We start from the raw sequence: 13,184 nt of genomic DNA, 5'->3' as shown, positions 1-13,184 counted from the left end.
ATGTGGGGCACGTGCGAAGCGCGCCGCTCAGCTCGACATGTCCGCCATCGTTCGGCAGCTCGCCGCGCATTTCTTGCAGGTGGCCGAGCAACGCGCGATCCGCTGGTCCGCGCTATGGCGTCCGCATTCCTCGGCGCAGCGCTCGCAAGCGTCGGCGCAGGCGCGGCAGACGATGCGGTGCAGGGCAGATTCCCGCAGCATCGAGTTGGCGGTCGCCTGGCACAGTTCCGCACAGTCGTTCAGCATGGCGATCAGCGACGCCGTAGCTGACGCGCCGCCTTGCTTCGTCAGCCAAGCGGCGGTTTCCAGGCACATGCGGTGCGAAGCCACGCAATCGTCGATGCAGTCCGTCATCGACATCGCCATCCCTTCCATTCGATGCTGCTGCGCCGCCGCCGGCACAGCCAGCGTTCCGGCGGCGGCAAGGCCGGCGCCGGCCATCAGCAATTCGCGTCTCTCGATCATCATGCACCTCCCATCTGCTATCCCTTGAGCGCTGTGCCGCATCCGGCGGCCTCAGCCGTCGCAGGCGACCCATCCGACGCCGCACGCGCCTTCTCCCGCGCCATCCGGGTTTCCTCCCAGGGCCAGTGGCCGTTGATCTCGACCCCGAGCGAGATGCTCAGGAAGGTCCGCACCAGCACCAGCCCGGCCAGAACGATGAGATCGTCGAGCGTTGGGTTGATCACCAGCGACTTGACGATGTCGCCGGCGACCAGAAATTCCAGGCCGAGCAGGATGCTGCGGCCGAGCGCCGAGCGGAACGCGCTATAGGCCTCGGTTCGGTCGCCCGCCCTCGCCCGCCGCGCAAACAGAAAGGTTGCGAGCCCCGCGCCGACCAGGATGGTCAGCGTGCCCGCCAGTTCCAGGCCGATCACCGCGAGCCGGAAGAAGGCGCTCAGCCAGTCGGCCTCAATGGTGATCATACCAGCCTCGCTTGCGGATATTGTTGAAGCTGTCGGTGGCGTGACAGGCATAGCATTGGTCGACGCGCGCCTTCGATCCGGCTGCGCGCTGCGAGACCATGCTGAAATGCTCCATGAAGTGACTCGGCGGCGCCTTGTGGCACTCGGCGCACTGCGTCGAATTGACCGATGGATGGCGGTAATTGGCGATCTTCCAGCTGTCGGTCTTGTGGCAGCTCGCGCAGTCGGTGCCGAACAGGCCCTGGTGCGGATCGCGGAACGCATGGCAGCTCGCGCAATTGAGCGCGGTCTCGGGGGTCAGGCTTCGAGTGTTTGTCGACATGCCCGCCAAAGGCTGCCGCCACTTCGCCATGTCGAGCAACGCGGCGTGATCCATGCGGATGATGCCGCGCTCTCCCTCATGTTCGACGTGGCAGGAGGTGCACTGCGTCGCTTTCGCGTGGAACTGCGTCGACTGCTTCGTCCCGAAATCGGTGCCCGCATGGCAGGTGAGACAGGTCCGGGTTTCGACGCCCTTGCCCGGCGTGTGGCAGGCCGTGCATTGGCCGGCAAAGGACTGGTGCGCGCTCGAGAGCGGGCCGGGCGAGACGAGCTGCGCCACCAGGCCGGCATCCCTCGGCGCGTCCGATCGCATCCGGATCGCGACCGCGGCGACCATCACCAGCAGGGCTGCGATGAAGACGGCGTAGGAAAGACGCTGCCAGCTCATAGCCAGCGCAGCCCGTAATAGATCGCCGCGCCGACGTGGAGCGCGAGCAGCGCGAAGATGAGACAGCCCAGCAGGATGTGCAGGAACCGCCACCGCGCGAACAGGGTGTTGGTTGCCTCTTCGGCACGGATCGCGAATTCGGTATCGGCCAGCGCTGCGGCGATCCCCGCCTTGTCCTGGGGGCGCTGGCCCGCGGACGCATCCCCGGCGACGAACAGATAGCGCTTCCAGCCCGACAGCGGCGGGGCTGCGGTATCGGCCTGCGTCGGCGCCGCCGGCTCCTCGAGGAAGGCGGCGCGAAGCGAGGCCAGTTCTGACCTGCGTCCGCGCAGCGCCCGACCAAGCTGGGCAAGCAGGTAGCGGCCGATGAAGCCGGTGATGACCGTCATCAGCAGGAGGACGGTCAGAAGCAGGCCGACCGGGCTTTCGAGCTTGTGCGCGGCGTGGACCAGACCCAGGATCGGCGCCAGCACGCCGGCATAGATGTGGATGGCGAGCAGGGTTGGCTTGCTGACGACCCGGGAGAGCGCCTTGTCGACCCAGGCGATGTGCTTGGCCGCGACATAAGGAAGCGTCAGCAGCATCAGCACGAGCGCTGCGATCCCGATGATCCCGCCGGCCAGGCTACCCGGAAAGCGGGGCGACACATGCACGAGATAGCCGAACGGGAACAGCAGCAGGAACGCGACCAGCAGGCCCACGGCAATGTCGCTGCGTTCGCGCATCAGGCTTCGACCACGAGCGGCGTGCCCGTCCCCTTCGCCTGGCACGCGAGCACATAGCCTTGCGCCTTGTCGGCGGGCGCAAGGCCGGATTCGACCTCCATCGTCACTTCGCCCTGCAGCAGCTTGACCACGCAGGCGCCGCATGTGCCCGCACGGCATGCATAGGGGATCTCGACGCCCGCGCCCTCGGCCGCCTCCAGCACGGTCTCGTCCGCGGGCAAGGCCGCCGACACCCCCGACACGGAGAAGGTCACCGTGCTCGGCGCCACCTCGGCGCTCGGGGCCGGCTTATCCGCTGGCGGGGGCGCGGGCTTGACCTCGAGATCCTCGTGGTCGGCCGGCAGCGAGGCCGGACCGAACGCCTCGGTGTGCAGCTGCGCTTCGGGGACGCCGAGTTCCGCCAGCACGCCGCGCATCGCGCCCATCATCGCCGGCGGGCCGCACATATGGATGCGCCGGCTCGCGATCTCCGGCACCGCGGCCAGGATCATCTCGCGCGTGATCGGCCCTTCGGGGCCCATCCAGACGGTGCCGGGCGCGCGCTGCATCGCGGCGACGACATGGAGGTTGGGAAAACGGCGTTCGAGCCGCTCGAGCTCGTCGCGGAACACGAATTCCTCGGTCGACCGTGCGCCGTAGAAGAAGAAGATATCACCCTTCCACGCGGTGTCGGTGAGATAGCGCAGCACCGACATCATCGGGGTGATGCCGACCCCGCCCGCGATCAGCACGATGCTCTGGGCATCCGTTCCCGTGAAGGTGAAGGCGCCGAACGGTCCGCTGACCTTCAGCAGATCGTCGGCGACGACCTTGTCGTGCAGGTATCGCGAGACCACGCCCTGCTCCTCGCGCTTGACCGTCAGTTCGACATAGGCCCGCTGGGTCGGCGAAGAGGCGATCGTGTAGGAACGGCGCGCGGTCTTGCCCGCTTCGGGCTCTACCTCGACCTGCAGGAACTGGCCCGGCAGGAAGTCGAACGGCAGCCGGTCGGCGGTCGGGTCCGCGAGCCGGAAGGTCAGCACGCTCGGCGTCTCTCGCACGATCTGGACCACGCGCAGCTGCCCCGCCCAGCTTTTGGGCTTGCGCAGCGACGCCCCAGCGGGTGCGGCCGCATTGCTCGGCGCGAGCCCGGCGCTGTCGGCAACGGGTGCAGGCGCGGGCGCAACCCTGGTAGCGGGAGGGGCAGCCTTCGGCTCCGGCTTTGCTGGAACCTTGGCGGTGGCGACACCGCCGGCGATCGCCCCGATCCGCCGCAGGCGGAAGATCTGCAGCGCGATAAGCGTGGCGCTCACCAGCCCCAGGAACAGCATGAGAAGGAGGTGCGAGGGCGAGATGCCGAACCAGTGATCGGCATGGCCGGGCGCGGCCTGGTCGATGTCGAGCTGATCGCGCAGCCAGGCAAGCCCGACCTCCCGGGGCGGCTGCAAGCCCCCGATCGCGCCCTGCGCGGCGGTGCCGGAGCGGAACAGGTCGGTTCCCTCGCGCAGGCGCCGCGCCGCATCGAGCCGGGCCGAGACCGTGGTCGCACGCGCGCCGTCGGCCGAGGCGGCGTTGATCATCGCCAGACCCGTGCTTACCCGTTCGCCGGCCTGCGCAGCGACCCGCTGCCTTGCCGCTTCGTCAAGCGCGGGAAAGGCGAGCAGCTGCGAGATGAAGCCGGTCCGGCGCGATTCGTGGCCGTGCTCATTCTCCCCTTCCCCATTGATCATGCGATCCATCATGGGGTTCATCATCTTCGCCATGTCCGACGACCCCGGCTCTGCCGGTGCGGACATGCCCCCGCCGGCCGGCATGCCTGCGCCATGATGCGCGGCATGATCCTCGCCCTCCTGCGCGCCCGCGCTCGCGGACAGGCTGAGAGCGATTGCGCAGCCGAGGCTCAAGCGTCGAAGGCTGATCCGCCTGGACATCCTCATCCCCTTAGTGTGCGAGCCTACATATCCTTCATCGGCATCGCCGCATTGCCCGGCGCGGGATCGGGTGCCGGCGCGGTCTGGTTGCCGGCCCCGGCGCGCATCGCGTCATGGTCCATCGCCTGACGGTGATGCCGCTCCATCTCGGCCTGGTTGCTCATCGCGTCCATCGGCGCCGCGTCTGCAGCGTTGCCGCTGTCGGTCAGGACCGGGGTGGCGGCGACGCTGTTCGCCGCGGGCGGCACCGTCTGGTCGGCCTGGCGGTCGCAGCCCGAAAGCGCGAGCGCCAGCAACAGGCTTCCGCCGACAAGTGGAAGGGCTTTCTTCGCATGGTCGATCATGGCTTTGCTCCTTGGCTTGAAAACTGTGTCCGGGCGCCATCCCTGGCGTCCGGACCGGCTCATTGCGCGCTGCGCAGAATCCGGAGACACCGGTCGTGCGAGAGGTTCATCGGGTTGCGCCCCTGCCCCTTCATCTCGCCATGATCATGCGGCGTCTGGAGACCCATATTGCCCTCCATCGCCCGGCAACTCTCGACCTGCGCCGAGGTCGGCCGCGTGGTCACACAGGCGCCTAGAAGCAGCGCCGGCGTGAGGACGGCGATCAAACGCATTTTCTTCATGACAAAACCCCTTTCGCTCGTGGTGATCGTTCGTCCTGCGCTGCCTGATGTTTCTTGTTATGCTGCTGGTCTTTCCGCCGCGCCGTCAGGAAGGCGAGGATCGGGCAATCGGAGACCGGCACTTCGCCCGGGCATTCGTCGGCGAGCATCCGCAGCATGTCGCGGATATCCGACAGGCGCTCGAGCCGGGCTTCGGCGTCCGCGATCTTGGCAAGCGTGATATCGAGCACGGCCTGGGCATGCGCGGTGTCCGACGCCCTGAGCGCCAGCAGCTGCCGGGCCTGTTCGAGTGTGAAACCAAGCTCCTGCGCCGAGCGGATGAAATTGACGCGCTCGAGGTCGGTCGCGTCGTAGAGCCTGTAGCCCGCTGCCGTGCGCGCGGGCTCGCGCAGCAGGCCCATCCGCTCATAATAGCGGATCGTATCCCGCCCCACGCCTGCGGCCGCGGCCAGTTCGCCGATCTTGAAATTGCCCATGTCATCCGCTCGATCATGCCGGTTGGACCATGGTCCAGGGTCAAGCGGTTTCGCTTTGACCCCGAACGGTCTCCTCGTCGCCGGCGGCCCGCTGCCCCGACGCGTCGCAGGGCAGCCCGTGCCGCCGGGCCACCGGCTTGTCAGTTCTTGCGAAGCTCGACGATGTCGTGCCTGGCAGGCGTGCCGTCGGCGACGGACACGTGCGCGAAGTGATCGTCAAAGATATGGTCGATCGTCACATGGCCGACGAGCTGGCGGTGATAGGTCGGCGCCACGCCCTTGGACGGACCCGGATGGGTCACGACGCGATAGACCTCGAGCTTCTGGCCGACCTCGGCGCCATCGGCCTTGCCGATGCAGACGACCGTGCCGTTGCTGCCCGTGTCGACGATCGAGCCGCGCATGAACAGGCTGTGCCCGATGCCCTGGGCCATAGCGGGGACGGCAGCAAGCATCGAAATGCCGGCAAGCGCGACCATGAGAGTTTTTCTGACCATATTCACCTCCTTGGATGGTAAGCCACCGCCCGGACTTTGCCGAGGGGAAGAGCGTCTCTTCAGGCTTGGGACTACGGTCCCGGGTCCAGCCTCGATATACGTAGAGGCCGCAGCCGATCTTCTTCCCCGGGCCGGATCTTTATTGACGCGGAGTTGACGGAATCAGCCGTCAGCACTTCAAAATCCGCGCGGCGCGAGACTTTGGTTGGCTGCGCCCGCGAAACCCGCTAGATATCGAGGCCCGTGAAACGCCTGCTCGCCCTCCTGCTCGTCATCGGAGCGCTGTCCGGTCTCTTCGGAGCCCAGATGGCGGCCGCGCACAGCGTGCCGCAGGCGGCAGGCGCGCCGCTGGCCAAGGGCATGGATGCGGACTGCATGGCGATGATGGCCAAGCAGCAGCCTGCGCCCAGCGAAAAGCCCTGCAAGGGCCTGACGCTCGATTGCATCGCCGCGATGGGGTGCGTGATCCCGCTGGTCGCAGCGGACCTGGCAGGCGGCGTTGCGCCTGCGCGTCTCTACGACGCGCCCAGCTTCTGGACGACCGACACGATATTGACCGGCAAGGCGGTTGCGCCCGAGCCGGATCCTCCCACCAGCCTTGCCTGATTGAACGAGCACGGGCTGCGCGCATCGATCGATGCGTGCGCGCCCGGTTTCCTTCTTTTCAGTCAAAGGTTTTCGTGATGATCAAACTGCTTCCGGCCGCCCTTGTGGCGGCCCTCAGTCTCGCCGCGCCTGCGCTTGCAACCGACGCGAGCCGCACGCCGCAAGGCCATTGGGAATGGCGGTCGGCGCCGCAATATGGTCCGCGGGCGACTGGCCCTGCGCGTGTCCGCATATGGGTGCCCGACAGCCGGGACATGGCCAGCTGCGATTGCGCGATGATGCAGGCAAGCGCCGCCGACTGCATGCGCGGCGCAGTCAGGTCGGACAAGGGCTAAACCCGCTCCGGAGCGGCGCGTCACATCTTGGCGCGCCGCCTCTGTCATGAGGGGATGATATCCATGATCATGATGCCGAGGCGCGCTGTGCGACGCCTGTTGCTCTCTATCGGTGCGACGCTTGCGAGCGCCTGGGCCGTGCCGGTGTCGGCCGGCCCGCTCACCTACGAGCAGGCAGTGAGGCTCGCTGCCGCCAACGCGCCAAGCCTCAAGGCGCGCGCGGCGGCGACAGCCGGCGCCCGCTCTTCGGCGGTCGCGGCCGATCGCCTGCCCGATCCGACGCTCGACCTGGGCCTGCAGAACTTCCCGGTGAGCGGCCCCAATGCCGGCAGCTTCACGCGCGACGATTTCACCATGGCGACGATCGGGTTCAGCCAGACCTTCCCCAATCTCGCCAAGCGCCATGCACGCGCCGCGCGCGCCGCGGCCGATATCGGTATCGCCGAGGCGGGCGAGCTGGTCGAAGGCCGCAACGTGCGGCTCGAGACCGCCCTCGCCTGGGTCGATCTCTATTATGGAGAACGCCGGCTCCGGCAGCTCGACCTGCTCGATGCCAGCCTCGACGACCTGCAGAAGACCGTGACCGCACGCCTGGCGTCGGGCAGCGCGCGCCCGAGCCAGGCGCTCGAGCCCGACCAGCTCCGCGCCGCCATCGCCGATCGCCGCGCCGAGATGGCTGCGGTGGTGGCGCAGGCGCGGGCCCGGCTCGCGCGCTATACCGGCGACCCCGACCCGCAGGCGACGGGCGACCCGCCGATGCTCGATGTCGATCCGATCCGGCTGCGGGCCGGGATCGATGCGCTTCCCGCCCTGCGCGCGCAGGACGCGCGGATCGCAGTCGCCGAAGCGGACGTGCGTCTCGCGCGCGCCGACAAGCGCCCCGACTGGAAGGTCGGCGTCACCTATGGCCGGCGCGATCCCATGTACGGCGACATGGCCTCGGTCGGCGTGTCGATCGACCTGCCGCTGTTCGCCGGCAAGCGCCAGAACCCCAGGATCGCTGCAAGCGAGAGCCTTGCGCAAGGGGGTCGGTTCGACCGCGAGGCGATCCGCCGCGAGCTGGTGGCGCAGCTCGACGCCGATCTCGCAGACCATGCCATGCATCTCTCCCGGTTGCGCAATGCCCGCGAGACGCTGGTGCCACTCGCCAGGCACCGCGCCGAGCTCGACCGCGACAGCTATGGCGCCGGCAAGCTCGACCTTGGCGCCGCGCTGCTCACGACGCTCGGGCTCGCGGAGGCCGAGGTCGAGGCGCTCAACCGCGAAGCCGACGTCGCGCGCGACGCGGTCCGCATCACTATCACCTATGGGGAGGAGCGGCCATGACGCTCGATAAATCCGCGCTGCGCTGGGGCGCATCGATCCTGGCTGTCGCGCTGCTGGCCGGCGGCACAGGCTATTGGGCTGGCCATCGCCAGGCACCGCAATCGGAGGCGACCACGCCCGCCGGGGCAGGCAAAGTCCTTTACTGGTACGATCCGATGTTCCCCAACCAGAAGTTCGACAAGCCCGGCAAGTCGCCCTTCATGGATATGCAGCTCGTGCCGCGATACGCGGACGGAGGAAGCGCCGGCGCGGCCCCCACGGTCGCCGTCGATCCCGCCGCGCGGCAGAGCCTGGGATTGCGGGTCGTCGCGGCGAAGATGGGCAGCCTTGCCTCGGCCCTCGAGGTCACCGGCACGATCGACTTCAACCAGCGCGACGTCGCCGTCATCCAGGCGCGTTCGGGCGGGTTCGTGAGCCGCGTCTATGCGCGAGCGCCCGGGGACGTGGTCCGCGCCGGCGCGCCGATCGCGGACCTGCTCCTGCCCGAATGGGGCGGCGCGCAGACCGAATATCTGAGCGTCAGGCGGCTCGGCAAGCCCGATCTCACCGCGGCCGCGCGCCAGCGGCTGCGGCTGATGGGCATGTCCGACGGCCTCATCGCCAGCGTCGAGCGGAGCGGTCGGCCGAACGGCGTGGTGACCATCACGACGCCGATCTCGGGCACGATCCAGACGCTCGACGCCCGTGCCGGCGTGACGCTCGCCATGGGCCAGACGCTCGCCCAGGTAAGCGGGCTCGGCACCGTCTGGCTCAATGCCGCGGTGCCCGAAGCGCGCGCGGGCGATGTCCGGGTCGGCCAGAATGCCAGCGCCACGCTGGCGAGCTTCCCCGGCGAGCGCTTCGCCGGCCGGGTGATCGCGATCCTGCCGACGACGCAGGCCGACAGCCGCACGCTCACCGTGCGGATCGAGCTGCCCAACCGGGACGGGCGGTTACGGCCGGGCATGTTCGCCAGCGTCGTGCTTGGCGGCGATGCCAAGCCGGCGCTGCTGGTGCCGAGCGAGGCGGTGATCCGCACGGGCAAGCGCACGCTCGTCATGCTCGCCGCAGGCGACGGGCGCTATCATCCCGCCGAGGTCCGCATCGGCCGCGAGGCGGGCGGTGAAACCGAGATCCTTGCCGGCCTGTCGCCCGGCGAGAAAGTCGTCGCCTCGGGGCAGTTCCTGATCGACTCCGAGGCGAGCCTGTCGGGAATCGAGGCGCGGCCGATCGGCGGCGGTGCGGCATCGGCGACCATCGCCGCGCCGAGGTCGAAAGCCACGCTGTACGAGACGACGGGCAAGATCGAGCGGCTCACGGCCAATGCGGTGACGCTCAGCCACGAACCGGTCCCCGCGCTCGACTGGCCCGCGATGACGATGACCTTCGCGCTCGCCGATCCGGGCATCGCGCGCGGCTTCAAGGCGGGCGACCGGGTTCGGTTCGGGTTCGACCGGCCCCCGGCGGGACCGACGCTGCGGCGTATGGCGAAGGTGGCGGGCCGATGATCGCCCATCTCATCCGCTGGTCGGTCAAGAACCGCTTCTTCGTTCTGATCGGCATGCTGGCGCTGGTCGGCGCGGGCCTCTGGGCGGTACGATCCACCCCGATCGACGCCCTCCCCGATCTGTCCGACGTGCAGGTCGTCATTCGTACCAGCTACCCGGGTCAGGCGCCGCAGATCGTCGAAAACCAGGTCACCTATCCGCTCACCACCACCATGCTGTCGGTGCCAGGCGCCAAGACGGTGCGCGGCTATTCCTTCTTCGGCGACAGCTTCGTCTATGTGATCTTCGAGGACGGCACCGATCTCTATTGGGCGCGCAGCCGCGTGCTCGAATATCTGAACCAGGTGCAGGGGCGCCTGCCGGCGAGCGCGCGCAGCGCGCTCGGGCCCGACGCGACCGGGGTTGGCTGGGTCTATGAATATGCGCTGGTCGACCGCACCGGCCGGCATGACCTGTCGCAGCTGCGCGGTCTGCAGGACTGGTTCCTGCGCTATGAGCTCAAGACCGTGACCGGCGTCGCCGAGGTCGCCAGCATCGGCGGCATGGTCAAGCAGTATCAGATACTGCTCGATCCGGTGAAGCTCGCGGCCTACGGGGTGACCCACGCCCAGGCGGTCGAGGCGATCCGGCAGGCCAATCAAGAAGCGGGCGGGTCGGTGCTCGAGCTGGCCGAAGCCGAATATATGGTGCGCGCCTCAGGCTATCTGAAGACGCTCGACGATTTCCGCGCGATCCCGCTGAAGACGGCGGCCGGCGGCGTGCCGATCCGCCTCGGCGACGTCGCCACGATCCAGATCGGCCCCGAGATGCGGCGCGGCATCGCCGAGCTGAACGGTGAAGGCGAGGTCGCAGGCGGGGTCGTGATCCTGCGCTCGGGCAAGAATGCGCGGGAGACGATCGCGGCGGTCAAGGACAAGCTCGCGGACCTCAAGAGGAGCCTGCCGCCGGGCGTCGAGGTGGTGACGGTCTATGACCGCTCGCAGCTGATCGACCGTGCTGTCGAGAACCTCACCCACAAGCTGGTCGAGGAGTTCGTCGTCGTGGCCCTGGTCTGTGCGCTCTTCCTCTGGCATGTCCGCTCGGCGCTCGTCGCGATCCTCACCCTTCCCTTGGGCGTGCTCGCCGCCTTCGTCGTGATGCGCTACCAGGGCGTCAACGCCAACATCATGTCGCTCGGCGGCATCGCCATCGCGATCGGTGCCATGGTCGATGCGGCCGTGGTCATGATCGAGAACGCCCACAAGAAGATCGAGCGCTGGGAGCAGGACCATCCGGGCACGCATCTCGACGGCGAGACGCGCTGGATCCTCGTCACCGAGGCGGCGGCCGAGGTCGGGCCGGCGCTGTTCTTCAGCCTGCTGATCATCACGCTGTCGTTCATCCCGGTGTTTACACTGGAGGCGCAGGAGGGCCGGCTGTTCGCGCCGCTCGCCTTCACCAAGACCTATGCGATGGCCGCCGCCGCGATCCTGTCGGTGACATTGGTGCCGATCCTGATGGGCTGGCTGATCCGGGGGCGGATCCCGCCTGAGCAGGCCAATCCGGTCAATCGCTGGCTGACCGATCTCTACCGGCCTGCGATCGACTGGACGATGAAGCGGCCCAAGACCGTGCTGCTGATCGCGGCTTTGGTGTTCGCGACCACGGCCTGGCCGCTCAGCCGGCTCGGCGGCGAATTCATGCCCAACCTCGACGAGGGCGACCTGCTCTACATGCCCTCGGCCCTGCCCGGTCTCTCGGCCGCCAAGGCGAGCGAACTGCTCCAGCAGACCGACCGGCTGATCAGGACGGTGCCCGAGGTCGAAAGCGTGTTCGGCAAGGCGGGGCGTGCCGAGACCGCGACCGACCCCGCCCCGCTCGAGATGTTCGAGACGACGATCCAGTTCAAGCCCCGCGACCAGTGGCGACCAGGCATGACGCCCGAGAAGCTGATCGACGAGCTCGATCGCCGGGTGAGGCTTCCGGGGCTCGCCAATATCTGGGTGCCGCCGATCCGCAACCGCATCGACATGCTCGCGACGGGCATCAAGAGCCCGATCGGGGTCAAGGTGTCGGGCAGTGATCTCGCCGAGCTCGACCGCATCGCCCATGATGTCGAGACCGTGGCCAGGACCGTGCCGGGCGTCAGCTCGGCGCTCGCCGAGCGGCTGACCGGCGGACGCTATGTCGATGTCGACATCGACCGCGCCGCCGCTGCGCGGTTCGGACTCAACATCGCCGACGTGCAGGCCATCGTCTCGGGCGCGATCGGCGGCGAGACGATCGGCGAGACGGTCGAGGGCCTCGCCCGCTATCCGATCAGCGTGCGCTATCCGCGCGAATTGCGCGACAGCCTCGACGGGCTGCGGGGGCTACCGATCCTGACGCCCGCGGGCCAGCAGATCACCCTCGGCACGGTCGCCAATGTCACGATCGCCGAAGGGCCGCCGATGCTCAAGACCGAGAATGCCCGGCCCTCGACCTGGGTCTATGTCGATGTGCGCGGGCGCGATCTCGCCTCGGTGGTTGGCGATCTGCAACGCGCGGTGGCGAGACAGGTTCGGCTCTCGCCGGGGGTCAGCATCGCCTATTCGGGCCAGTTCGAATATCTCGAGCGCGCGGTCGACCGCTTGAAGCTGGTCGTGCCCGCGACGCTGCTGATCATCTTCGTGCTGCTCTACCTCATCTTCGGCCGCTTCGACGAGGCTGCGCTGATCATGGGCACGCTGCCGTTCGCGCTGACCGGCGGCATCTGGACGCTCTATCTGCTGGGGTTCAACCAGTCGGTTGCCACCGGGGTCGGGTTCATCGCGCTCGCCGGCGTCTCCGCCGAGTTCGGGGTGGTGATGCTGATCTATCTCAAGAATGCGCTGGCCGAGCGCACGGCTAATCCGGACGCCGCCGAGGTGAAGGCCGCGGTGCGCGAAGGCGCGCTGCTGCGCGTCCGGCCCAAGGCGATGACGGTCGCGGTGATCCTCGCCGGCCTGCTGCCGATCCTGCTGGGATCGGGCGCGGGCTCGGAGGTGATGAGCCGGATCGCGGCGCCGATGATCGGCGGCATGCTGAGCGCGCCGCTGCTGTCGATGTTCGTCCTGCCCGCCGCCTATCTGCTGCTGCGCCGGCCGAAGACCGACCCCATCCATCAACCCGCTTCATCATGAAGGAGACGATTATGAGACATGCACGACTGACCCTCGCCCTCGGCCTTGCCGTCCTGACCGCCGCGTGCGGCAAGAAGGGCGAGACCCCGGTTACAACCGAAACCAACCAGGCGGCGCCTGCCGCGACCATGAGCGGCGACATGGGCAACATGTCGATGGCGCCTGACGCGAACGCCGCAATCAAGGCCAAGGGCCATGGCACCGTCACCGCGATCGACAAGACGGCGGGCACGATCACGCTCAACCACGGCCCGATCCCCGAAGCCAAGTGGCCGGCGATGACGATGGCGTTCAAGGCGGCGCCCGCGATCACCGATGCGGTCAAGGTCGGCGACAAGGTCGATTTCGACCTCTCGCTCAAGGGCAGCGATGGCGAGGTCACCGCGATCACAAAGCAATGATCCGCTAAGTTCGACCAAAAG

The 13,184-nt window shown here is 68.2% G+C and carries 15 protein-coding genes; 6 read left to right on the top strand and 9 right to left on the bottom strand.

What is annotated here, in order from left to right:
* Positions 1-27: 27 nt before the first annotated feature.
* The 9 genes from AC07X9_RS22685 to AC07X9_RS22645 form a co-directional block, all read right to left on the bottom strand.
* On the bottom strand, positions 28-468 hold the full coding sequence (locus AC07X9_RS22685) for a four-helix bundle copper-binding protein (RefSeq protein WP_015449267.1): 441 nt from the start codon (positions 466-468) through the stop codon (positions 28-30).
* 14 nt (positions 469-482) lie between these two features.
* Positions 483-926 (bottom strand): DUF1622 domain-containing protein, encoded by a 444-nt coding sequence (locus AC07X9_RS22680; protein WP_007406411.1) that lies wholly within the window; start codon positions 924-926, stop codon positions 483-485.
* Positions 913-1,635, bottom strand: a complete 723-nt coding sequence (locus AC07X9_RS22675; protein ID WP_007406380.1) for a hypothetical protein — start codon at positions 1,633-1,635, stop codon at positions 913-915. The genes AC07X9_RS22680 and AC07X9_RS22675 overlap by 14 nt, the downstream gene beginning before the upstream one ends.
* Positions 1,632-2,360, bottom strand: coding sequence for a hypothetical protein (locus AC07X9_RS22670; protein ID WP_007406424.1), 729 nt, complete (start codon positions 2,358-2,360; stop codon positions 1,632-1,634). Before AC07X9_RS22670 ends, AC07X9_RS22675 begins: the two co-directional genes overlap by 4 nt.
* Positions 2,360-4,270, bottom strand: a complete 1,911-nt coding sequence (locus tag AC07X9_RS22665) for a 2Fe-2S iron-sulfur cluster-binding protein (protein ID WP_030089529.1) — start codon at positions 4,268-4,270, stop codon at positions 2,360-2,362. The genes AC07X9_RS22670 and AC07X9_RS22665 overlap by 1 nt, the downstream gene beginning before the upstream one ends.
* A gap of 23 nt (positions 4,271-4,293) precedes the next feature.
* Positions 4,294-4,614 (bottom strand): hypothetical protein, encoded by a 321-nt coding sequence (locus tag AC07X9_RS22660; RefSeq protein WP_007406382.1) that lies wholly within the window; start codon positions 4,612-4,614, stop codon positions 4,294-4,296.
* Positions 4,615-4,673: 59 nt separating this feature from the next.
* Positions 4,674-4,895, bottom strand: a complete 222-nt coding sequence (locus AC07X9_RS22655; protein ID WP_007406426.1) for a hypothetical protein — start codon at positions 4,893-4,895, stop codon at positions 4,674-4,676.
* Positions 4,892-5,371 carry a heavy metal-responsive transcriptional regulator gene (locus tag AC07X9_RS22650; RefSeq protein ID WP_007406417.1) on the bottom strand — a complete coding sequence of 160 codons (480 nt, stop codon included), beginning with the start codon at positions 5,369-5,371 and terminating at the stop codon, positions 4,892-4,894. The genes AC07X9_RS22655 and AC07X9_RS22650 overlap by 4 nt, the downstream gene beginning before the upstream one ends.
* 140 nt (positions 5,372-5,511) lie before the next feature.
* A complete protein-coding gene (locus AC07X9_RS22645; RefSeq protein WP_007406371.1) occupies positions 5,512-5,850 on the bottom strand; it encodes a hypothetical protein in 339 nt (112 codons plus the stop codon).
* Positions 5,851-6,111: 261 nt separating this feature from the next.
* Between AC07X9_RS22645 and AC07X9_RS22640 the strand changes: the two genes are divergently transcribed.
* The 6 genes from AC07X9_RS22640 (at position 6,112) to AC07X9_RS22615 (ending at position 13,163) form a co-directional block, all read left to right on the top strand.
* The gene (locus tag AC07X9_RS22640) at positions 6,112-6,474 is read left to right on the top strand and encodes a hypothetical protein (protein WP_007406428.1); all 363 of its coding nucleotides are present in this window, start codon (positions 6,112-6,114) and stop codon (positions 6,472-6,474) included.
* 77 nt (positions 6,475-6,551) lie between these two features.
* Positions 6,552-6,809: a hypothetical protein gene (locus AC07X9_RS22635; protein ID WP_007683334.1), complete on the top strand. Its 258-nt coding sequence runs from the start codon at positions 6,552-6,554 to the stop codon at positions 6,807-6,809.
* 63 nt (positions 6,810-6,872) lie between these two features.
* Positions 6,873-8,135, top strand: a complete 1,263-nt coding sequence (locus AC07X9_RS22630; protein WP_013039107.1) for a TolC family protein — start codon at positions 6,873-6,875, stop codon at positions 8,133-8,135.
* Positions 8,132-9,622, top strand: a complete 1,491-nt coding sequence (locus tag AC07X9_RS22625) for an efflux RND transporter periplasmic adaptor subunit (RefSeq protein ID WP_021243085.1) — start codon at positions 8,132-8,134, stop codon at positions 9,620-9,622. The genes AC07X9_RS22630 and AC07X9_RS22625 overlap by 4 nt, the downstream gene beginning before the upstream one ends.
* Positions 9,619-12,762 (top strand): efflux RND transporter permease subunit, encoded by a 3,144-nt coding sequence (locus AC07X9_RS22620; protein ID WP_025549154.1) that lies wholly within the window; start codon positions 9,619-9,621, stop codon positions 12,760-12,762. The genes AC07X9_RS22625 and AC07X9_RS22620 overlap by 4 nt, the downstream gene beginning before the upstream one ends.
* Positions 12,759-13,163, top strand: a complete 405-nt coding sequence (locus tag AC07X9_RS22615; RefSeq protein WP_037462736.1) for a copper-binding protein — start codon at positions 12,759-12,761, stop codon at positions 13,161-13,163. Before AC07X9_RS22620 ends, AC07X9_RS22615 begins: the two co-directional genes overlap by 4 nt.
* Positions 13,164-13,184 lie beyond the last annotated feature (21 nt).

The sequence above is a fragment of the Sphingobium sp. GW456-12-10-14-TSB1 genome (assembly GCF_059424385.1).
The sequence above is the reverse complement of the archived record's forward strand: the minus strand, read 5'-3'. Positions and strand labels throughout refer to the sequence as shown.

What these genes read in the sequence shown, in the direction of transcription:
- AC07X9_RS22685 (WP_015449267.1), bottom strand. Translation starts at nt 468, where the DNA reads ATGATGATCGAGAGACGCGAATTGCTGATGGCCGGCGCCGGCCTTGCC.
- AC07X9_RS22680 (WP_007406411.1), bottom strand. Translation starts at nt 926, where the DNA reads ATGATCACCATTGAGGCCGACTGGCTGAGCGCCTTCTTCCGGCTCGCG.
- AC07X9_RS22675 (WP_007406380.1), bottom strand. Translation starts at nt 1,635, where the DNA reads ATGAGCTGGCAGCGTCTTTCCTACGCCGTCTTCATCGCAGCCCTGCTG.
- AC07X9_RS22670 (WP_007406424.1), bottom strand. Translation starts at nt 2,360, where the DNA reads ATGCGCGAACGCAGCGACATTGCCGTGGGCCTGCTGGTCGCGTTCCTG.
- AC07X9_RS22665 (WP_030089529.1), bottom strand. Translation starts at nt 4,270, where the DNA reads ATGTCCAGGCGGATCAGCCTTCGACGCTTGAGCCTCGGCTGCGCAATC.
- AC07X9_RS22660 (WP_007406382.1), bottom strand. Translation starts at nt 4,614, where the DNA reads ATGATCGACCATGCGAAGAAAGCCCTTCCACTTGTCGGCGGAAGCCTG.
- AC07X9_RS22655 (WP_007406426.1), bottom strand. Translation starts at nt 4,895, where the DNA reads ATGAAGAAAATGCGTTTGATCGCCGTCCTCACGCCGGCGCTGCTTCTA.
- AC07X9_RS22650 (WP_007406417.1), bottom strand. Translation starts at nt 5,371, where the DNA reads ATGGGCAATTTCAAGATCGGCGAACTGGCCGCGGCCGCAGGCGTGGGG.
- AC07X9_RS22645 (WP_007406371.1), bottom strand. Translation starts at nt 5,850, where the DNA reads ATGGTCGCGCTTGCCGGCATTTCGATGCTTGCTGCCGTCCCCGCTATG.
- AC07X9_RS22635 (WP_007683334.1), top strand. Translation starts at nt 6,552, where the DNA reads ATGATCAAACTGCTTCCGGCCGCCCTTGTGGCGGCCCTCAGTCTCGCC.
- AC07X9_RS22630 (WP_013039107.1), top strand. Translation starts at nt 6,873, where the DNA reads ATGATCATGATGCCGAGGCGCGCTGTGCGACGCCTGTTGCTCTCTATC.
- AC07X9_RS22625 (WP_021243085.1), top strand. Translation starts at nt 8,132, where the DNA reads ATGACGCTCGATAAATCCGCGCTGCGCTGGGGCGCATCGATCCTGGCT.
- AC07X9_RS22620 (WP_025549154.1), top strand. Translation starts at nt 9,619, where the DNA reads ATGATCGCCCATCTCATCCGCTGGTCGGTCAAGAACCGCTTCTTCGTT.
- AC07X9_RS22615 (WP_037462736.1), top strand. Translation starts at nt 12,759, where the DNA reads ATGAAGGAGACGATTATGAGACATGCACGACTGACCCTCGCCCTCGGC.